Origin of the sequence: Allobosea sp. LjRoot9 (assembly GCF_964252745.1) — a bacterium.
Taxonomy (GTDB): Bacteria; Pseudomonadota; Alphaproteobacteria; order Rhizobiales; family Beijerinckiaceae; genus Allobosea.
Genome location: NZ_CAXUPC020000005.1, coordinates 61,450 through 80,867 on the forward strand (window position 1 = coordinate 61,450; position 19,418 = coordinate 80,867).

The 19,418-nt window shown below is 65.5% G+C and carries 18 protein-coding genes; 9 read left to right on the plus strand and 9 right to left on the minus strand.

Translation table 11 applies throughout. From position 1 onward, the window contains the following. The first annotated feature begins 32 nt into the window (after window positions 1-32). From ACSQ3P_RS20025 to ggt, 5 genes are all read left to right on the plus strand, one after another. A complete protein-coding gene (locus ACSQ3P_RS20025; RefSeq protein ID WP_436167249.1) occupies window positions 33-977 on the plus strand; it encodes an ABC transporter permease in 945 nt (314 codons plus the stop codon). After that, the gene (locus ACSQ3P_RS20030; RefSeq protein WP_436167250.1) at window positions 974-1,792 is read left to right on the plus strand and encodes an ABC transporter permease; all 819 of its coding nucleotides are present in this window, start codon (window positions 974-976) and stop codon (window positions 1,790-1,792) included. Before ACSQ3P_RS20025 ends, ACSQ3P_RS20030 begins: the two co-directional genes overlap by 4 nt. After that, on the plus strand, window positions 1,789-3,474 hold the full coding sequence (locus tag ACSQ3P_RS20035) for an ABC transporter ATP-binding protein (RefSeq protein ID WP_436167251.1): 1,686 nt from the start codon (window positions 1,789-1,791) through the stop codon (window positions 3,472-3,474). The genes ACSQ3P_RS20030 and ACSQ3P_RS20035 overlap by 4 nt, the downstream gene beginning before the upstream one ends. Before the next feature lie 6 nt (window positions 3,475-3,480). Beyond that, entirely contained in the window at window positions 3,481-4,509 is a 1,029-nt protein-coding gene (locus ACSQ3P_RS20040) for a CapA family protein (protein WP_436167252.1), read from the plus strand. A gap of 67 nt (window positions 4,510-4,576) precedes the next feature. After that, on the plus strand, window positions 4,577-6,193 hold the full coding sequence (gene ggt / locus ACSQ3P_RS20045; protein ID WP_436167253.1) for a gamma-glutamyltransferase: 1,617 nt from the start codon (window positions 4,577-4,579) through the stop codon (window positions 6,191-6,193). A 239-nt stretch (window positions 6,194-6,432) separates the two neighbouring features. Here the strand turns inward: ggt and ACSQ3P_RS20050 are convergent, their stop codons facing one another. From ACSQ3P_RS20050 to ACSQ3P_RS20080, 7 genes are all read right to left on the minus strand, one after another. Beyond that, window positions 6,433-7,455, minus strand: coding sequence for an amino acid ABC transporter substrate-binding protein (locus ACSQ3P_RS20050; protein ID WP_436167254.1), 1,023 nt, complete (start codon window positions 7,453-7,455; stop codon window positions 6,433-6,435). Between the two features lie 123 nt (window positions 7,456-7,578). After that, window positions 7,579-8,763: a cystathionine beta-lyase gene (metC, locus tag ACSQ3P_RS20055; RefSeq protein WP_436167255.1), complete on the minus strand. Its 1,185-nt coding sequence runs from the start codon at window positions 8,761-8,763 to the stop codon at window positions 7,579-7,581. A gap of 118 nt (window positions 8,764-8,881) precedes the next feature. After that, window positions 8,882-10,039: an amidohydrolase gene (locus ACSQ3P_RS20060; protein WP_436167256.1), complete on the minus strand. Its 1,158-nt coding sequence runs from the start codon at window positions 10,037-10,039 to the stop codon at window positions 8,882-8,884. Between the two features lie 40 nt (window positions 10,040-10,079). Beyond that, window positions 10,080-10,733: an ectoine/hydroxyectoine ABC transporter permease subunit EhuD gene (gene ehuD / locus ACSQ3P_RS20065; protein ID WP_436167257.1), complete on the minus strand. Its 654-nt coding sequence runs from the start codon at window positions 10,731-10,733 to the stop codon at window positions 10,080-10,082. Continuing rightward, window positions 10,726-11,385, minus strand: a complete 660-nt coding sequence (locus ACSQ3P_RS20070; RefSeq protein ID WP_436167258.1) for an amino acid ABC transporter permease — start codon at window positions 11,383-11,385, stop codon at window positions 10,726-10,728. Before ACSQ3P_RS20070 ends, ehuD begins: the two co-directional genes overlap by 8 nt. A 45-nt stretch (window positions 11,386-11,430) precedes the next feature. Then, complete coding sequence (ehuB, locus tag ACSQ3P_RS20075; RefSeq protein ID WP_436167259.1) at window positions 11,431-12,294, minus strand: ectoine/hydroxyectoine ABC transporter substrate-binding protein EhuB; 864 nt, start codon at window positions 12,292-12,294, stop codon at window positions 11,431-11,433. A 119-nt stretch (window positions 12,295-12,413) separates the two neighbouring features. After that, window positions 12,414-13,316 (minus strand): LysR substrate-binding domain-containing protein, encoded by a 903-nt coding sequence (locus tag ACSQ3P_RS20080; RefSeq protein ID WP_436167260.1) that lies wholly within the window; start codon window positions 13,314-13,316, stop codon window positions 12,414-12,416. A gap of 171 nt (window positions 13,317-13,487) precedes the next feature. Here ACSQ3P_RS20080 and ACSQ3P_RS20085 point away from each other — a divergent pair, with 171 nt between their 5' ends. Both ACSQ3P_RS20085 and ACSQ3P_RS20090 read left to right on the plus strand, forming a co-directional pair. Further along, a complete protein-coding gene (locus tag ACSQ3P_RS20085; RefSeq protein WP_436167261.1) occupies window positions 13,488-13,736 on the plus strand; it encodes a hypothetical protein in 249 nt (82 codons plus the stop codon). 126 nt (window positions 13,737-13,862) lie between these two features. Further along, window positions 13,863-14,234, plus strand: a complete 372-nt coding sequence (locus ACSQ3P_RS20090) for a VanZ family protein (RefSeq protein ID WP_436167262.1) — start codon at window positions 13,863-13,865, stop codon at window positions 14,232-14,234. Window positions 14,235-14,289: 55 nt separating this feature from the next. Here ACSQ3P_RS20090 and ACSQ3P_RS20095 read toward each other — a convergent pair whose 3' ends face one another. Beyond that, window positions 14,290-15,744 carry an undecaprenyl-phosphate glucose phosphotransferase gene (locus tag ACSQ3P_RS20095; RefSeq protein ID WP_436167263.1) on the minus strand — a complete coding sequence of 485 codons (1,455 nt, stop codon included), beginning with the start codon at window positions 15,742-15,744 and terminating at the stop codon, window positions 14,290-14,292. 419 nt (window positions 15,745-16,163) lie between these two features. Between ACSQ3P_RS20095 and ACSQ3P_RS20100 the strand changes: the two genes are divergently transcribed. Both ACSQ3P_RS20100 and ACSQ3P_RS20105 read left to right on the plus strand, forming a co-directional pair. After that, window positions 16,164-17,582, plus strand: coding sequence for a mannose-1-phosphate guanylyltransferase/mannose-6-phosphate isomerase (locus tag ACSQ3P_RS20100; RefSeq protein WP_436167264.1), 1,419 nt, complete (start codon window positions 16,164-16,166; stop codon window positions 17,580-17,582). A 127-nt stretch (window positions 17,583-17,709) separates the two neighbouring features. Continuing rightward, a complete protein-coding gene (locus ACSQ3P_RS20105; protein WP_436167265.1) occupies window positions 17,710-18,459 on the plus strand; it encodes an aspartate/glutamate racemase family protein in 750 nt (249 codons plus the stop codon). A gap of 38 nt (window positions 18,460-18,497) precedes the next feature. Here ACSQ3P_RS20105 and ACSQ3P_RS20110 read toward each other — a convergent pair whose 3' ends face one another. Then, complete coding sequence (locus tag ACSQ3P_RS20110) at window positions 18,498-19,415, minus strand: 3-hydroxyacyl-CoA dehydrogenase NAD-binding domain-containing protein (RefSeq protein WP_436167266.1); 918 nt, start codon at window positions 19,413-19,415, stop codon at window positions 18,498-18,500. Window positions 19,416-19,418: the final 3 nt, after the last annotated feature.

Genomic DNA, 19,418 nt, shown 5'->3' on the forward strand with positions numbered 1-19,418 from the left:
ATCCCCGACAGTCCTGAACCGGGGAGAGCCCGATGCTGCGTTTTGCACTGACCCGGATCGTGATGGCGATCCCGACCCTGCTGATAGTGGCGGTGTCGGTCTTCGTCCTGATCCGCCTGATACCGGGAGATCCAGCCTCGTTGATGCTGGGCGATCTCGCGACGCCCGCTTCGATCGCCGATCTGCGGGCCCGGCTCGGGCTCGACCAGAGCCTGCCCACGCAGTTCGGCATCTGGTTCGGCCATCTGCTGAAGGGCGATCTCGGCATCTCGATCAACAGTCAGGAGCCGATCCTGCCGCTGATCCTGTCGCGCTTCTGGGTCAGCGCCCAGATCGTGCTGGTCGCGGTGTTCTTCGCCAGCCTCGTCGCGGTGCCGGCCGGCGTCGTCGCCGCATGGCGGCAGGATTCGACCCTCGACCTCGGCCTCGTCGGCGCTGCCACGCTGCTGCTCTCGATCCCAACCTTCTGGCTCGGCCTGCTGCTGCTGCTGTTCTTTGGCCTCAAGCTCGAATGGCTGCCGGTGGTGGGCTATGTCTCGATCGGCGACGATCCATGGCGCGGCATCATCTATCTGATCATGCCGATCCTGACGCTGTTCCTGCATGAGATCGGCGTGATCCTGCGCATGGCGCGGGCCTCGACGCTCGAGGTGCTGCGGCTCGACTACATCACCCATGCCCGCGCCAAGGGGCTCTCGGAAGGCGCGGTGCTCTGGCGCCATGCCTTCAAGAACGCCTTCGGGCCGACCTGGACGCTGATCGGCCTCGTGCTCGGCAATCTGCTCGGCGGCATCGCGGTCGTTGAAACCGTCTTCACCATCCCCGGACTGGGCCGGCTCCTGGTCGATTCGATCTTCGCCCGAGACTACCCCGTCATCCAGGGCTGCATGCTCTTCGTCGCCTTCTGTTATGTGCTGGTGAATCTCGTGATCGATCTCTGCTATCCGATCTTCGACCCGAGGGTGACGGCGCAATGAAGCTCCCCGCATTCAACGCGCTGATCGGGGGCGGCCTCATTGGCGGCCTCCTCATCGCCGCCGGCACCGGCGCGCTCTGGACGCCCTATGATCCGCTCAAGCTCTCCTTCCGCGAGAAGCTTGCCGCGCCTAGTGCCGCCCATTGGCTCGGCACCGATGAATTCGGCCGCGATGTGCTCTCGCGCCTGATGGCGGGCGCTGCCACGAGCGTCTGGATCAGCCTGCTGACGGTGGCGCTCGCCGTGATCTTTGGCACGCTGATCGGTCTGTTCTCGGGCTATGTCCGCGGCTGGGTCGACCGGGTCATCATGGCCTTCAACGATGCGTTGCTGGCCTTCCCCGGCATCCTGCTGGCGCTCGGCCTGCTGGCTGTCGTCGGCGCCAATAAATACGGCATCATCGTCGCGCTCGGCATCGCCTATACGCCGTCGGTCGCGCGCATCGTGCGCGGCACGGTTTTGTCGTTGCGCGAGAAGGAGTTCATCGCGGCCTCGCGCGTGATGGGCAATTCCGAGGCCTTCACCATGGCCCGCCACATCCTGCCGAACTGCATCGCGCCCTTGACCGTGCTGGCGACCTCGATGTTCGGCTATGTGCTGCTGGCCGAGAGCTCGCTCTCCTTCCTGGGCCTGGGCGTGCCGCCGCCGGCTCCGACCTGGGGCAACATGCTTGCCGGAGCGCGCCCCTATATCGGCCAGGCGATGTGGCTCGGCATCTTTCCCGGCCTGTGCATCTCGCTGACGCTGCTTGGCATCAACCTGCTCGGCGACGCGGTGCGCGACCGACTCGATCCGCGGATGAGGGGCTTGCGATGAGCACTGGAAACCCCGTGCCCGGGAGCAAGCCTCTGCTCACGGTATCCAATCTCACGCTCAGGATCGGCGCGTCCGGCAAGACCGTCGTCAACGATGTCGGCTTCTCGGTCTCGCCGGGCGAGATCGTCGGCATCGTCGGGGAATCCGGTTCAGGCAAGACCTTGGCGGCCCGCGCCATCATGGGCTTCGTCCCGCCGGCGGTGAAACTCGTTTCGGGTTCGATCCTGTTCGACGGCGACGAGATCACCACGATGGCGCCCAAACGCCTGCGTGCGGTGCGCGGCTCCAAGGTCGGCATGGTCTTCCAGGAGCCGATGACCTCGCTCAACCCGTCGATGATGATCGGCCGGCAGCTTGAGGAAGGCCTTGCGCTGCACCGCGATCTCGACGCGGCCGGCCGGCGGGCGCTGATCCTTGACATGCTTCGGCGCGTCGGCCTCTCCGACCCCGAAGGTGCGCTCCACGCCTTCCCCCACCAGTTCTCCGGTGGCATGCGCCAGCGCATCATGCTGGCCTCGGTGATGCTGCTGAAGCCCGCCCTGCTGCTTGCCGACGAGCCGACGACCGCGCTCGACGCGGTCGTCCAGCGCGATGTCATGGAGCTGATGGTCGACCTGACCAAGGAGAATGGCACGGCTGTCCTGCTGATCTCGCATGATCTCGGCATGGTTGCGCGCTATTGCAGCCGCATCGTCGTGATGAGCCAGGGCGATGTCGTCGAGCAGGGCGCGGCCGACGATATCCTGGCGCGACCGCAGCATCCCTATACCCGCAAGCTGCTCGCCGCGATGCCGCTACGCGGCTTGGCCCGCGAGCTCCCAGAGGCGAAGACGCCGATCGTCGCGGTCCGGGATCTTGTCGTCGACTATCCCGGCCGGCAGCGCTTCTTCCGCAAATCGGCGCCCAAGCGCGCGCTGCACGGTATCAGCCTCGCGGTGCAGCCGGGTGAGGTCGTCGCCGTGGTCGGCGGTTCCGGCTCGGGCAAGACCACGCTCGGCCAGTCCATCGCCGGCCTGGTCAAATCGAGCGGCGGCGAGATCCTGTTCAACGGCAAGCCGATCTTCAAGAGCGAGGTCGCTTACTGGGATTACCGGCTGAACTGCCAGATGGTGTTCCAGGATCCCTATTCCTCGCTCGATCCGCGCATGTCCATCGGCGAACTCGTCACCGAGCCGCTGCGATTGGTGCCGGGCATGGGAGCTGCCGAGAAGAAGGCTCGCGTCGCCGAGGTGCTGGCCGAGGTCGGCCTCGGCAACGGTTTCGCCGACCGCTTTCCGCACGAACTCTCCGGTGGTCAGCGCCAGCGTGTCGCGATCGCGCGCGCGGTGGTGCGCCGGCCAAGCTTCGTCATCGCTGACGAGCCGGTCTCGGCGCTCGACGTCACCGTGCGCGCCCAGGTGCTCGAGCTCTTCGCGGAACTGCAGCGCAAGCACGGCTTCTCCTGCCTGTTCATCAGTCATGATCTCGGCGTGGTCGAGCAGGTCGCCGACCGTGTCGTGGTCATGCAGGAGGGCCGCATCGTCGAGGAGGGCTCGCGCGACCAGATCTTCGACGATCCGCAGCATGCCTATACCCGCAAGCTGCTCTCGGCCGTGCCGGGGCTGGAAAGCAGCGGGGATGGCGGGGTGAGGCTGTTCTGGCGCCTCGCGGAAAGCGAAACCGCATATACGCCGCTGAGCTGAGTTGCGATGACCCGCGCCATGTACCTGCTCGGCGACATCAACCTGAAGGGTGTCGACGATCCTAGTCTGGTCTTCGAGCACGTCGCACCCAAGCTGGCGGGTGCGAGCATGGTGTTTGCCAACCTCGAATGCTGCCTGTTCGACGATGCCGCGACCGCCGCCGAGCAACGCGGCTTCTACGTTCCGACCCGCTTTGCCGCTGTGCTGAAGGCGGTGGGGCTGCATGCTGTCGGCATGGCCAACAACGTCAATATCGGCCAGGAGGCGATCACCTCCTCGCTCGCGGCGCTTGGCCGGGCGGGCATCGCCACAGTGGGGGCGGGCCTTGACGCCGCCGCCGCCCGCGAGCCTCTCATCATCGAACGCGACGGGCTGAGATACGGCATTCTGCAACGCACGGCGATCTATTGGCCCGATACGCATGAGGCTGGGCCGGGCCAGGTCGGCGTCGCGGTTATCAAGGCCCATACCGCCTATCGGCCCAAGCTCGAACAGCAGGCGGCGCGGACCCGGCCCGGCGTCCCGCCCGAGGTCGTGACTTGGGCCGATCCGGGCTCCCTGGCGGAATGCGCCAGGGCGATCGCGAACCTGCGCGAACGGGCCGACATCGTCATCGCCTCGTTCCATTGGGGCTACCGCGCCGAAATCCTGAATTATCAACGCGAATTCGCCCATGCGGCGATCGATGCCGGTGCCGATCTCGTCTTCGGCCATGGGCCGCACATGATCCTGCCGATCGAACTCCATGCCGGTCGGCCGATCGTCTATGGCTGCGGAAATTTCTCTTTCCAGTTCGCGCATGATCGCGTGCTGCATGCGGGCTGGGTCGGCATGTTCCTGCGCGCCTCGATCGCAGACGGCGCGATAGGCTCGATCGAGATCGCCTTCGTCGAGCGCAACGCTGCCAATCAGACGGTCGTTCGGGCCATCGACGAACTGCCGCAGGCGCGCGACCGGCTGACCGCCGCATCCGCCGAACTGGGCTGCCGCCTGGAGACCGATGGCGGGATTCTGCGCCTCTCCCTCGGGGCCTGACCCCGGCGCATGGCGAGCGCACCGACCGAACCGCATCTTGGAAATCCCCAACCGACGAGACGCCCTGATGAAGAACGGAATGATCGTTTGCCCGCAGCCCGAGGCCGCCGAGGCGGGGGCGGCGGTGCTGGAGCGCGGCGGCAATGCGGTCGATGCCGCCATCGCCTGCGCCTTCATGCAGGGCGTGGTCGATCCACTGATGTCGGGCATCGGCGGCTTCGGCTCGATGCAGCTCTACATGCCTGGCCGCGGCGTTCACCAGATTGTCGAGTTCTACGCAAAAGCCTCGCTCTCGGCGACGCCCAATATGTGGGTCGACAAGTTGCTCGGCCAGTCGCGCGACGGCTTCGCCTTCCTGCTCGAGGGTGGCATCAGCGAGTTCGGCCATCTCGCTGTCTGCACGCCCGGCAGCGTCAAGGGCTATGACTACGCGCTCTCGCGCTTCGGCACGATGGACTGGGCCGATGTGATTGCGCCTGCAATCGCGCAAGCGCGGAGCGGCGTGCTGGTGCGCCCGCATATGCACTGGTTCTGGTCGCAGGATCAGAAGGGCTCGGGCCAGGTCAACACCGCCGACAAGCTGCGCTACAGCGAAACCGGCAAGAGCCTGTATTTCCGGCCCGATGGCGGCCTGAAACGCGTCGGCGATCTGCTTGCCAATCCCGACATGGCCAACACGCTCGAACGTCTCGCCAAGGGCGGGGCGGAGCTCTTCTACAAGGGCGAGCTCGCCGAGGAGATCGCCGTCGACTTCGCCCGGAGTGGCGGCCTGATATCGCGCGAGGATCTAGCGGCCTATGAGCTTTCGGTCGCCGAGCCGATCTGGGGCTCCTATCGCGGTCATCGTATCTCGACCAGTCCGCCGCCGGCGAGCGGCATGCTGATGCTGCAGATCCTCAATATGCTGGAGAATTTCGAGATCGGCGCGCTGAGCCATGGCGGCACGGAGCATGTCCGGCTGCTGGCCGAGGCAATGAAGCGCATGACCATCGACAAGGACCAGCATATGGGCGATCCGGCCTATGTCGACGTGCCGGTCGAGCGATTGATCTCGAAGGAGCATGCCGCCGGCCAGGCCGACAGCATCCGCCGCGGCGAGCGCGCCGATGTGAAGCGGCTTGAGCGCTCCTCCTCGCGCGAGACCACGCATATCTCTGTGGTCGACAGCCAGGGTAACGCGGTCGCGTTGACGCATACATTGGGCAGCCCGTCGGGCGCGATCACGCCAGGGCTGGGCTTCATGTATAACGGCACGATGAGCCGTTTCGATCCGCGCCCCGGCCGCGCGGGGTCGATCGCACCGGGCAAGCGCCGCTCCTCTTCGGCCGCGCCGACCATCGTCTTCAAGGATGACAAGCCCTTCATCGTGATGGGCGCGCCCGGCGGCAGCTATATCGCGCCCGCCATGGCGCAAGGCATCATGAACGTCGTCGATTTCGGCATGTCGATGCTAGAGGCGGTTGCCGCGCCGCGCATCGTCGGGGTCTCGAATTCGATCGACATCTCGAACCGCATCCGCCGCAGCGTCAGCGCTGAATTGAGTGCGATGGGCTACGACATCAAGCGCTCGGCGCAGAGCTATCCCTTCGCGGCCCTGCACGGCATCAGGATCGATGACGGGCGTTGCTCGGGTGGCGCCGATCCGCAGCGCGACGGCATGGCGATCTCGGTTCCGGCGGGTTGATCTGCGGCACGCAGGTTGCCGCGATCGATTGAGAGCAGGGCACGCTGCTCGGCGCTTCCGATCCGCGCAAGGATGGCTGCGCGCGGGGCTTCTGAAGCCAGCGCGCGAGAGCCGGATGATTTCAGATGGAATCACGGAGTGATCCCATCTGAAATCTGAATCCGTCTCTCATCTAAAAGTGAGAGCAGGATCAATGCGAAAAACCGGTGCCCACTTTTTCGCATCCTGCTCTGGTGCCTTCACCGGAAGGGCGGGCTGTATTGCAATCCACCCTGCGTCCATAGGGCGTTGGGGCCGCGCGCCAGGCGCATGCGGGATTTCTGGCCGAGATGGCGCTCGAAGCTCTCGCCGTAATTGCCGACGGCGGAGATGATGCGCACGACCCAGTCATTGCTTACGCCCATCGCCTCGCCGAATTTGCCGTCCTGCCCGAGGAAGCGCTTGATCTCGGGATTGGTGGACTTGGTCATCTCGGCGATATTGGCCTTGGTGACGCCGAGCTCCTCGGCGTTGATCAGCGCAAACAGCGTCCAGCGCACGAGGTTGAACCAGACTTCGTCGCCGCTGCGGACCCAGGGGCCGAGCGGCTCCTTCGAGATCACCTCGGGCAGAACGACATGCTCTTCCGGCACGCGAAATTTCAGCATGTTGGCCGAGAGCGCCGAAATGTCCGTGGTGTAGGCATCGCAGCGTCCAGCCTCATAGGCGCGCAAGGCTTCCTCGGAGGTCGCGAAGGCGGTGGGCTCGTATTTCTGGCCGAGCTTGCGGAAATAATCGGCGAGGTTGAGCTCGCTCGTCGTGCCCTGCGCCACGCAGATCGAGGCACCGCCGAGCTGGCTCGCCGAGGTCACGCCGAGCTTCTTCGTCACCATGAAGCCCTGGCCGTCATAATAGTTCACGCCGGTGAAGGTGACGCCCTGGCTGGCATTTCGCGACAGGGTCCAGGTCGTGGTGCGCGGCAATACATCGACCTCGCCGGCCTGCAATGCGATCAGCCGGTCCTTCGAGGTCAGCGGGACATAGGCCGTCTTGTCCGGGTCGTTGAAGATCACGGCGGCGAGCGCCCGGCAGATATCGGTGTCGAAGCCTTCCCAGCGGCCATTGGCGTCCTGCAGCGAGAAGCCGGCGACGCCGGGGCTCGTGCCGCAGATGATCTTGCCGCGCTCGCGGATGGTTTTCAGCGTGTCGGCTGCGATGGCGGGCATGGCGAGGCTCGCCGTGAGCATGGCCGAGGCCGTCAGGCGGAGCAGTATGCGTTTCATTCCAAATCCCCTTTTGTTGATTTTGGACAAAGCTCTCCCTGCGCGGCGGTGCGTTGCCGCCGCGCTCGTTTCTCTCCCGGAGATGGTCTTGGCTCAGGCGACGTCGGTTCAGGCGACCTGGGCTCAGGCGACCTTGGCAGCCGCCGGGCGTTCGAGCGCGAGGAGCAGGGCGTCGAGGTCGCTCCAGAGGTCGTCGGGGTCCTCTAGCCCGATGCTGATGCGCAGGACCGTGCCTGGATGCGTCCAGGGTTCGACCGTACGGTCGCCCTTCACCGCCATCGGCGCGATCAGGCTGCGCGTACCGCCCCAGGAGGCGCCGATCGCGAAGATCTTGAGCGCCGTCAGCGCGGCTTCGAGCTCCGCCTCGGCGACCGGCTTGAGCACCACGCTGAAGACCCCCGAAGATCGGCCCATGTCGCGCTTCCAGAATTCATGGCCGGGGCAGGACGGCAGCGCCGGATGCAGTACGGTCTCGATAGCGGGAGAGCGCGTCAGGCGCTTGGCGAAATCCTCGGAGACGCGACCCATATGGGCGACGCGCAGACCCATGGTCTCGATGCCGCGAAGCGCCAGCGCGCATTCGTCGGGCGAGACGCCGACGCCGAGCCCGCGCAAGGTCTCCTTGAGCTTCTGCCGCAGTGTCAAATCGGCGACCGTGACCGAGCCGAGCAACAGGTCGGAATGGCCGCCGACATATTTGGTCAGCGCCTCGCAGGCGAAATCGGCGCCATGCGCCAGCGGCTTGAACAAGAGCGGGGTCGCCCAGGTGTTGTCGCAGCCGACGAGCGCGCCCTTGGCCTTGGCCGCCTTCGCGATGGCGGGCACATCCTGCACCTCCATGGTGCCCGAGCCCGGCGACTCCACCCAGATGAGCTTGGTCCTGTCGTCGATGAGGTCGGCGATGCCGGCGCCGATCAGCGGGTCGTAGACGCCGTAATCGATGCCGCGCGGCTTGAGGTACTCCTCGCAGAAGCTGCGGACGGGCGGATAGACATGGTCGGGGATCAGCACCTTGTCGCCCGGCAGCAGCACCGAGAGCATCACGATGGTGACGGCGGCCTGGCCGGAGGGAACCAGAACCGTGCGCACGCCGCCATGGAGCTCGGAGAGCTGCGCTTCCAGCGTGCGCGTCGTCGGCGTGCCGTGCAGGCCATAGGTATAGCCGTCGAAGCCGCGATATTTGCGGGCGGCGAAGCTTGCCGCATCCTTGTAGACGATGGTCGAGGCGCGGTGGGTCGCGACCGCGAGGCTGGCATAGCCCTCGTCGGAGACGGCGGGATGGTGAACGCAGCGGGTCAGGTCGTGCATGATGGGCCTCTTTCGATGCGTCAGGTTGACGGTCCTGACAGGTCGAGACAATCGAGCCGGGATCATGAGATCATGAGCCTGGCTTATGGTTCGCGGGCTTATGGCTTGCGGGCGAAGCTCAGGCGCCTGGCGCCTCGGTGAGGGCGAGCCTGGCGACATTCGTCAGCCAGTCCACGGCCGCGGGCAGGATCGCGTCGTTGAAATCGTAGCGCGAGTTGTGCAGTTCGCCGCCCGGGCCGGCCGGACCGTTGCCGATCCAGACATAGGCGCCGGGGCGTTGCTGGAGCAGGAAGGAGAAGTCGTCTCCGGTGGTGCTCGGGCGCAGGTCGCGGCGGACGGGCAGGCCTGCCATCCCGGCGGCGGCGACAGAGAGCTCGCCCTCGGCCTTGGTGTTGATCGCTGCGCGCCCGGTCGAGAGGATCTCGACATCCGTGCGCATGTCGTAAGCCTCGGCGATGCCGGAGATGATGCTTCTCATCCGCTTGATCACAGCCTCGCGCACCTCCGGCCGATAGGTTCGCAAGGTGCCGAGCAGCGTGACGCTGGGCGGAATCTGGTTGCTGACCACGCCGCCGCTGACCTGGCCGATCGAGAGCACGACGGCGTCGATCGGGTCGACATTGCGCGCCACGATGGTCTGGAGCGCGACGATGAGGTGTCCGGCGGCGACGATCGGGTCCCGCGTCTGGTGCGGGATCGCGGCATGGCCCGCCAGGCCGTGCAGGGTTACGCTCCAGCGTCCGCCGGCCGCCATCACCGGCCCGTCATGGACGGCGACCGTGCCGGCCTCGAGCCCCGGCCAGTTGTGGAAGGTGAAGACGCGTTCCATCGGGAAGCGCTCGAGCAGACCCTCGGCGAGCATCGCCTTGGCGCCGACGCCGTTCTCCTCCGCGGGCTGGAAGATGAACTGCACCGTGCCTTTCCAGCTCTCATCATGCGCCAATGTGGCGGCCGCTCCGAGCAGGGAGACAGTGTGGCCGTCATGCCCGCAGGCATGCATCACGCCGGGCGTCCTGGAGGCATAGGGAGCGTCGTTTTCTTCCGCTATCGGCAGCGCGTCGATGTCGGCACGCAGGCCGATAGAGCGGTTCGAGCCCGGCCGGCTCAGCGTCGCGACGATGCCGGCGCCGCCGATGCCCGCCACGAAGGGAATGCCGAGCTCGGTCAGCCTCTCCTGCACGAAGGTGGCCGTGCCGTGCTCATGCTCGGAAAGCTCCGGCTGGGCGTGAAGCTGCCGGCGCCATTGCGTCAGCGTCGCGAGAAGTTCCGTATCCATGCAGGCCTCGGATCGAGATGGCGGGGCGTATCGGGGGCTGTCACCGGCTGGGGAGGGCGAGACGCGCCTCGAAGCGGTGAATGAGCCAGGAGAAGCTGACGGCGATGGCGAGGAAGATCGCGCCGACGACAGCGAGTGGCTCGCCATAGCGGAAGGTGTCGGAAGCGATATCGAGCGCCGAGCCGAAGGATTCGGGCACGGCGATGACCGCGAGATAAGGCGTCGATTTGAAGATCGAGATGAAATAGCTGCCCATCGGCGCGGCGATGTTGCGCAGCATCTGCGGAGCGATGACCAGGAGGACGGTCTGGAAGCGGCCAAGCCCAAGCGCCTTGGCCGCCTCGAACTGGCCCCGCGCGATGCCGTCGATGCCGGCCTTGAAGACCTCGGCGAGGTAGCCGCAATAATAGATGCTCAGCGCCGCGACACCGACGACCAGCGCCGGCAGCTTGATGCCGTAGACGGGCAGCACGTAGTACAGGAAATAGAGCTGCACCAGCACCGGCGTCGAGCGGATGAAGTCGATGACGAAGCGCATGGCGTAGCGCATCGGCTGGCTGGAGCGGCGTGTGATTTCCAGCCCGAAGCCCAGAAGCGCCGCGAAGATGCAGCTCAGCAGCGTCACTGCGAGCGTGGTCGCCAGCGCTTTGCCTATGGCGGGAATGATCGACAGGGCGAAGCCGAAGTCAAACATCGTGGACGAGCTTCCGTCCGGCGCCGACCTTGCGCTCCAGCCAGCGTCCGACGACGGTTGCGGGGTAGCAGATGATGAAATAGGCGACGAGCAGCCCGGTATAGACCTTCACCGGGTCGTAATGGAGCTGCGAGATCTCCTTGGCCCGGAAGGTCATGTCGCTGAGCGTAATCAGCGAGACCAGCGCCGTGCCCTTCACCAGCTGGATGAACTGGTTGATGAAGGTCGGCATCATGGCGAGCAGCGCCTGCGGCAGTTCGATCAGGAGCAGGATCTGCCAGCGCCTGAGGCCGATCGAGCGTCCAGCCTCGACCTGGCCGCGATCCAGCGCCTGCAGCGCTGCGCGCACTGCCTGGCTGCCATAGGCGCCGATGTTCAGCCCCAGCACCATTGCGCCGACGGTAAGGCCCGACAGCCGCAACCCGAAGCCCGGCAGCGTGTAGTAGAAGGCGTAGAGCAGGATGATGACCGGCGACGAACGCCAGAACTCGATGAGCGCGGTGATGGCGGAACGCGGCCAGCCGCGCGCGCTATACTGCGCGACGCCGGCGATGAAGGCGAAGGGCACGGCGTAGAGCATGCCCAGCAGGGTGACCAGGGCGGTGACCCGGAAGCCTTCGAAAATGCCGGCGAGAACCTCGGCGAATGTCATGATGATGCGCGGGTCTCTATGATGCGCGGGCCTCTGGGCTGACCGTCAGCTCTTGGCGCAGAGCTCGGCCGAGGTGGCGCGCGGCGGCGCCTCGGCGTCGGTGAAGCTGTACTTGTCCATCAATGCCTTGACCGTGCCGTCGGCCTTCAGCTTGGCGAGCTGCGCGTTGTAGATCGCCTGCAGCTCCTTATCCTTGGGAGCGAACACCACGGCGGTCGCCATCATGTATTCGCTGCCGTCGGGCCGGACATAGCCCTTGAACGGCAAGGCGCGCTCGATACCGTTCATGCCGCCGGCTTCCATCAGTCCCGACACGCTGGGCGCCGACAAGGTCGCGGCATCGACGCGGCCGGCCAGCATGGCGCTGACCACCGCCTCGTTGTTCGGGAAGAGCAGGAGACGGTCCTCGGGCACGCCGGCCGCGAGCGCGTTCTTGGCGTTTTCCGTGCCGCGCCCGCCGCCGAGCTTCACCTTCGGATTTTTGACGATGTCCTCATAGCTGTGCAGGTTGAGCGGGTTGCCCTTGAGCACGAGCAGCCCGTCGCCGGCGGAGAGGTCGGGCTCGCCGAAGAGCACCTGCTGGCAGCGCGCCGGGGTGATGGCGACGCCGGATGCGATGATGTCGAAGCGGTTGGCCAGCAGGCCGGGGATCAGTGCGCCGAAATCGGCCACGGTGAACTCAATTGCCTTGACGCCGAGCGGGACCAGGGCCGCGCGCACCAGATCGGGATGATAGCCGATCACATCGCCATTCTTGTCGCGATAGCCCCAGGGTGCGCGGTTATGGATGCCGATGGTGATCGTCTTGCCCGCCAGGCTGGATTGCTGGGCTTGTGTCGCACAGGGCGCGACTGCGACGAGGCCGAGCGCCATGAGAGCGATCGTGATGCGTTTGGAAAAGAACGGCATGGCATGCTCCCCTATATCGGCCGTCAGCGACGATAGAGGGACGCGTTCGGGCGACAATCGCGTTGCGGTAATGAGACGATGCCTAGGATTTATACCTGCCCCGCTCCAGCGCGATTGCTTCAGCGCGCCGCCATCAGGCAGTCGATGAAATCGCGTACGAGTTGGGATTTGGGGCGGTCGAGCGGCAGGATCAGCAGGCTCTTGCTCTGGACCACGGGCTCGAAGGGCCGCAGCACCAGCCGGGTCGGATCTGCTCCGGCGATGGCATAGGGGCTGACGAGGCCGACGCCGACGCCCTCAGCCACCAGGGCGCAGACGGTCGCGGCATAGATCGTTTCGACCACGATGTTGGGGGCGACGCCGGCTTCGGTGAAGATCAGGTCGAGGCGCTGCCGGGCTCGATCCTCAGGGACATAAGCAACGAAATCGACGCCATCGAGATCGTGGGGGCCGATGATCTCCTTCGCCGCCAAAGGATGGCCCTGCGGCATGGCGCAGAGGACGCGCGGCGTGACGAAGGATTGGTGCAGCACGCCGGTGACGTCGATCTCGTCCGCCGCCAGCCCGATGTCGAACTCGCCTGAAGCCACGCCGTCGCGCACGTCCCGCGATGGCAGCACCATCAGCGTCACGCGAATATCGGGATGCACCACGCGGAAACGCTTCACCGCGCGCGGGACCAGAGAGGAGCCCAATGCCGAGAGCGAGCCGATGCGCAATTGGCCCGAGCCCTGGTCGCGGATGCGCGCGGCGGCCGCACGCAACGTGTCCATGCCGAGGAAGGAGCGCTCGATATCGGCGTAGAACAATTTGCCTTCCGGCGTCGGGATGATGCGGTTGCGGACGCGGTCGAACAGCGAAAAACCGATAGCGCGCTCCAGCTCCGCGATGGCGCGGCTGACGGCCGGCTGCGTCAGCCCGATCAGCTCTGCAGCGCGCGAAACGGTGCCGGCCTTCATGACGGCCGAGAAGATTTCGATCTGACGGTAGTTCACGCCAAGCAGCCCGCTGGTCTCGGCCACCGGGCCGGCCTCTTCAGGCGCTCAGTCTCGCACAAGGCCGGCCGCTTCGCGAGTTGGCGCGTGCGTGGATCGACGGAGAGCCTCTTCAGCGCTGATGGCAACCGTTCATCTTGGCCTCGATATTGCTGGTCTGGCGCGCCTTCGCGTTCTGTGCCGAATGGAGATGAATTGATGACGGGAACGGATGGGACGGCTCAGTTTGCCTGCAGCGCCTGCGGCTCGCCCTCGATCGTCCTCCCCGCGGTGCTGGCCGATGAAGCCGTCGTGTCCTGCGGGCGCTGTCAGAGTGCCTTGGGCTCCTGGCTGGGCTACAAATCCTATGTCAGCCGCTCGATCCATGCGGAATATGAGGCGGTTCCGGCGCAGCCCATGATCTGCGTCGATCCAATCATCGCGCCGGCATTGGCGGAGGCGGTCTGATCGCGGTCTTGCGTGGTTCTTGGTCGTTAGCGGATAAGTCAGCCGGGCCGGATAATCTCAGCTGATGGCGGTGCCGATTCGATGGGTTGGCCGTGTCCGGCCGAGAATGCTGTGTCGAGGTTGTTCATGCGCGTCTTCAAATCGGCGGCCCTGGTTTGCGCCTGGATCGGGCTTGCTTATCTCGTCTGGGTTTCGATCATGCCGATTGGATCCAGGCCGCATCTCTTCGACGAGATCCCGGACGTCAGCCGCTTCTTCGGCTGGTTCGTCATCACATCGGCCTTCGCGATCGCCTATCCGCGCCGTCTCGGCCGGGTCCTGCTCGCGATATCGGTCGCGATCGTCATGCTCGAAGCCGCCCAATATCTTGAGATCACGCGCCATGGCCGGATTCACGACGCCGTGGTCAAGGTCGCGGGCGCGGCGGTCGCGGTCGTGTTGGCCTTGGCTTATCTCGCCGTGGCGCGCAAGCGCGCGCTCGTGCAGGAGCGCTCCTGATCCGGCCCAGAGTCCCTAACTGCCTCTAGTTCTGTGAGCCGGCGAGACGTTCTGATCAGCCGGCATTGGCGAAGGCCTTCTTGCTGAAAACCGTCCGCAGCAGGATGCCGAGATCGAGCCAGAACGACCAGTTGTCGATGTACCAGTGGTCGTAGGCGATGCGTTTGGCCATCTTCTCGTCGGTATCGGTCTCGCCGCGCAGGCCGTTGACCTGCGCCCAGCCGGTGATGCCGGGCTTGACGTTGTGGCGGCGCGCATAAAGCGCGATCTTGCGCTGGAACTCGTGGTCATGCGCCAGGGCATGCGGACGCGGGCCGACCAGCGACATCTGGCCGGCGACGACATTCAGCAATTGCGGCAATTCGTCGAGATTATAGCGCCGCAGCACGCTGCCGACGCGGGTGATGCGCGGATCGTTGCGCCGCGCCTGGAGGATGACGTCGCCGTCATCGGTCGTGGTCATGGTGCGGAACTTCAAGATGCGGAAGGTCCGCTGGTTGAAGCCGTGACGACGCTGCAGGAACAAGACAGGGCCTGCTGAATCGAGCCGGATCACGAGAGCGATCAGCAGCAGCAGAGGCAGGCTCAGGAGCAGGATCGTCAGCGCGCCGGCCATGTCGAAAATGCGCTTGGCGACGTTCTCGATGGCGGACAGGGCCGGCCGCGTCAGGCGCAAGCTGGCGAAGGTCCCGGTGCGAACGATATGGGGGTTGTCGAAGCGGTCCATGATCCGCTCCGGGGCGAGGTGAATCGCGGCCGGCAGATTCATGAAGGCGTCGATGCAGGCGTCGATCGCCTCCTGCTTCGACCAGGGCATGGCGATGTAGATCGCGTCCGGCTGCATTGCCCTGCAGCGCGCGACGGCGGTACCGAGATCGGCTGCGAGCCCATCCGGATTGTCGGTGTCGCCCAGGAAGGCGACGTCGACGATAGCGAAGCCGATGTTCCAGGGCTGGTGCCGGGAGACGAAGGACATGACGTCCTGCTCGCGCCCGATCAGGAAAATCCGCTCGGAGGTGATGCGCCCGGTCTTGCTCGCCATCGAGATGCTGCGGGTGATGGATGAGCGCGCCAGCGCGATCAGGAGGGGAGCGGTGAAATAGATCGCGACGATCACGCCGCGCGAATAGTGATCGATGGTCTTGGCCATGAAGGTGATCGCGATGAAGGCGATCATGGTGATGTTCCAGACGGCGAAGGCCGCTGAAACCTGCCCCTTGGTCGAGAGATAATTGGCGATCTGATATCGGCCGCGCAGCAGATTGCTGAAGACGAAGATGGCCGCCAGCATCATCGCGAGTTCCAGCAGGATCCGGGGACTGCCGAAGTGGCTGAAAGCCAGCAGGTGGTATGTGACCGAGGTGAGGGCGACGATGGCCATGACCACGACGGCGTCGGTCAACGCAGTGATCAGGCCGATCCAGTGCCGCAAGGGGGAGCTGCGCTCTGGCCTGACGCGCGCCTCTCCGGCTCGTCCGGCCGCGTAGTTCAGATTGTCGACGCTTGCCATCCTGCCCGACTCCACCATGGCGCGGGAGCCCGAAGGTCCGTGCTGCAATCGGCGACCCGGATCGGAACACTTGTCCGGTCGGGAACGCTTTCGGTGGCGAAATCGCAAGCGGTGTACCGCTGCGAGATGCATCGAAATGGGACGAAATTCGGCGGGAACCGCCGTTCGTGGGATGGCTCCTCTCAAACTGGTTGATCTTGGAGGGCGAGATGGGCCAATTCTATCCGGTACGGCCAAATGATGGGTGGCGCCCGCCGCGAACCGGGCCGCCTGGCGCTGCCCGGTTTGAACGCCACGCTGTCACGGCGCTTCCCGCTGCAGTCCACCGGCACTTTCCGCTACGGCTAGAGGCTGTTATGACCGCCGTCTCCCGTAGTGAAATCTTGCGGATTATCCTCATTCAGGTCGATACCAGCATCATGGCTTCAGCGAACATCATACCCTTGATCATGGCTGGTGGTTCCGGGACGCGGCTGTGGCCGTTGTCGCGCGATACGATGCCCAAACAGTTCATCGGCCTGCTGGATGACGGTCTGTCGACCTTCCAGGCGACGCTGCTGCGGGTGAAGGCCGCTTCCTTCGACAAGCCCATCGTCGTCACCAACCATGAGTTCCGCTTCGTTGTCGCGGAGCAGATGCAGGCGGTCGGTGTCGAAGGCGACATCGTCCTGGAGCCGGAGCGGCGCGATTCCGCTGCCGCCATCGCCGTCGGCGCGCTCCTGGCGAGCAGCCGGGCGGGGGATGCGATCTGCGTCGCGCTGGCGGCCGACCATATCGTTGCCGATGTCGACGGCTTCCGCGCCGATTGCACCAAGGCTGCAACGCTCGCGGCCTCGGGCCTGATCATGACCTTCGGCATCGTGCCGACGAAGCCCGCGACCGGTTACGGCTATCTCGAGCCCGGCGGCGCGCTCGACGTGCCTGGCGCGAGCCGCCTGACTCGTTTCGTCGAGAAGCCGGATGCGAAGACGGCGCAGCTTTATGTCGACCAAGGCTTCCTCTGGAACAGCGGCAATTTCGTTTTTGCGGCCGCCGGGATGATCGAGGAGCTCGACCTCTATGCGCCGGAGGTGATCGAGGGTGCGCGTGCTGCGCTCGCCGAGGCCAAGCGCGACCTCGACTTCCTGCGGCTCGATGCGGCCGGCTTCGCACGGGCGATGAAGGTCTCGATCGATTACGCCGTGATGGAGAAGACCAAGCATGCCGGCGTGCTCGCGGCGAGCTTCGACTGGTCGGATGTCGGCGCCTGGGACTCGATCTACGAGGTCAAGCCGAAGGACAGGGATGGCAATGTGCTCGAAGGGCCGGTGGTCGCGCTCGACACACGCGGCACGCTGGTGCGCAGCGAGGACATCCTGACGACGGTGATCGGTCTCGATGACGCCGTCGTCGTGACGACGCGCGATGCGGTCCTGGTCACGACCAAGGCGCAGGCCGCCAATGTCAAGGCGCTGGTCGAGCAGATGAAGAGCGAGGGCCGGAGCGAGGCGAGCGAGCATCTGCGCATCTACCGGCCCTGGGGCTGGTATCAGCGTATCGATCTCGGGGCGAGGTTCCAGGTCAAGCGCATCAACGTCAAGCCCGGCGGGTTGCTCAGCCTGCAGAAGCATTTCCACCGCGCCGAGCATTGGGTCGTGGTCTCGGGCACCGCCGAGGTCACCCTCGACGGCGCGGTCTCCTATATCCACGAGAACGAGTCGATCTACTTGCCGATCGGCTGCACCCACCGCCTCGCCAACCCCGGCAAGATCGCGCTCGAACTCATCGAGGTCCAGGTCGGTTCCTATACCGGCGAAGACGACATCGTGCGTATCGAGGATGTCTATGCGAGAACCTGACGCCAGGGGCGGGCAGCGTCTTTCCTGCCCGCTCTAGCCCTTTGCTTTTACGCGTTTTCTTCACGCGAACCGGTGGCCACTTCGCTCGAAAACGCTCGAAACCTGTCCAGCCTTTGTGGAATATCTGATGACGTCACGAGCCCCTTCGCCGGCAACCGGCCGCATCGCGCGCGGCGGCAAGGCGATCTATGGCGCGCCGCTCGGTATCCTGATGCTGGAGGCGCGCTTTCCCCGCATCCTCGGCGATATGGGCAATGGCGCGACCTGGCCGTTCCCGGTGCTGTATCGCGTGGTGTCGGGTGCTAGCCCCGACAAGGTGGTGATGCAGGGTGCCGCTGGCCTGCTGCCGGATTTCATCGACGCGGCGCGGGATCTCGTCCGCCTCGGCGCGGAGGCGATCACGACCAATTGCGGCTTCCTCTCGCTGTTCCAGCGCGAGATCGCGGCTGCTGTCGGCGTTCCCGTTGCGACCTCGTCGCTGATGCAGGTGCCCTGGGTGCAGGCGACGCTGCCGCCGGGCAAGCGCGTCGGACTGGTCACGGTTTCGGCGGGAACGCTGAGCCCGGCTCATCTCGAAGGGGCGGGCGTGCCGCTCGACGTGCCGGTTACGGGCACCGAGAACGGCCAGGAGTTCTTCCGCGTCCTGATCAAGGCCGAGAAGGACGATATGGACATCGACCTCGCCGAGCAGGATGTGGTCGAAGCCGCGCTCGACCTCGTCGCGAAGAACCCGGATGTCGGCGCCATCGTACTGGAATGCACCAATATGCCGCCCTATGCCGCGGCGGTGCAGGTGGCGACCGGATTGCCGGTCTACGACATCTACTCGATGATCACCTGGTTCCACGCAGGATTGCGGCCGCGCGTCTTCGGTTAGAGCCGTTTTCGATCCGATTGAATCGGAAATTGCTCCAACTACTCGCTGACGAGCTTGCGCGACTTCAACAAGGCGAGCAGGCCCTCGTCGCGGCGCGTCTCCAGTTCAGCGATCGAGCGGCCGGCTGCTTCTTCCGCGACGCCGGCGATGATCGCGCGCTGGGCCTCCTCGCCCAGGCCGGGATTGCCCAGCGCTTGCCAGCGCCGCACCTGGCTTGGGCCGAGATGGGCGAGGTAGCCAGCGATGCCGCCTTCGCCGCCGCCGAGATGATAGGTCATATGCGGTCCCATCAGAGCCCAGCGCAGACCGGGCCCGTTGCACAGAGCCGCGTCGATTTCGGCGACGCTGGCGACGCCCTGCTCGACCAGATGTACCGCCTCCCGGTAGAGCGCCGAGGCCAGCCGGTTGGCGATATGGCCGGGCATTTCGCGGTTCAGGATCACCGGCCGGCGGCCGAGCTTTCGGTAGAAGGCGGCGGCGCGCGCAACGACAGCCTCGTCCTCGCCGACGATCTCGACCAGCGGCACGAGATGCGGCGGGTTGAACGGGTGGGCGACGATGATGCGGGCAGGGTTCGCGCAATCGGCGACGATGGCGCTGCGGACCAGCGCCGAAGTGCTGCTGGCAATGATCGCATCCGCCGGGCTGCCGGCATCGATGCGGGCGAGCAGCTCGCGCTTCACGGCCTCGTTCTCGGGGCCGTTCTCCTGCACGAATTGCGCACCGGACAACGTCGCTGCGAGATCGGTTGAAAAGGCGATGTTCCCGATGTCGATCAGGCCGAGCTCGGTGAGCTGTGCGCGAGCGCGTTCGACATAGGCGCGAAATTTTGCCTCGGCTTCCGGCGCCGGATCATAGGCGGAGACGTTGAGGCCGTGGGCGGTGGCAAGCGCCGCCCAGCTCGCGCCGATCATGCCGGCGCCGACGATGGTGATACGCTGGATGGTTGCTGTCATCGC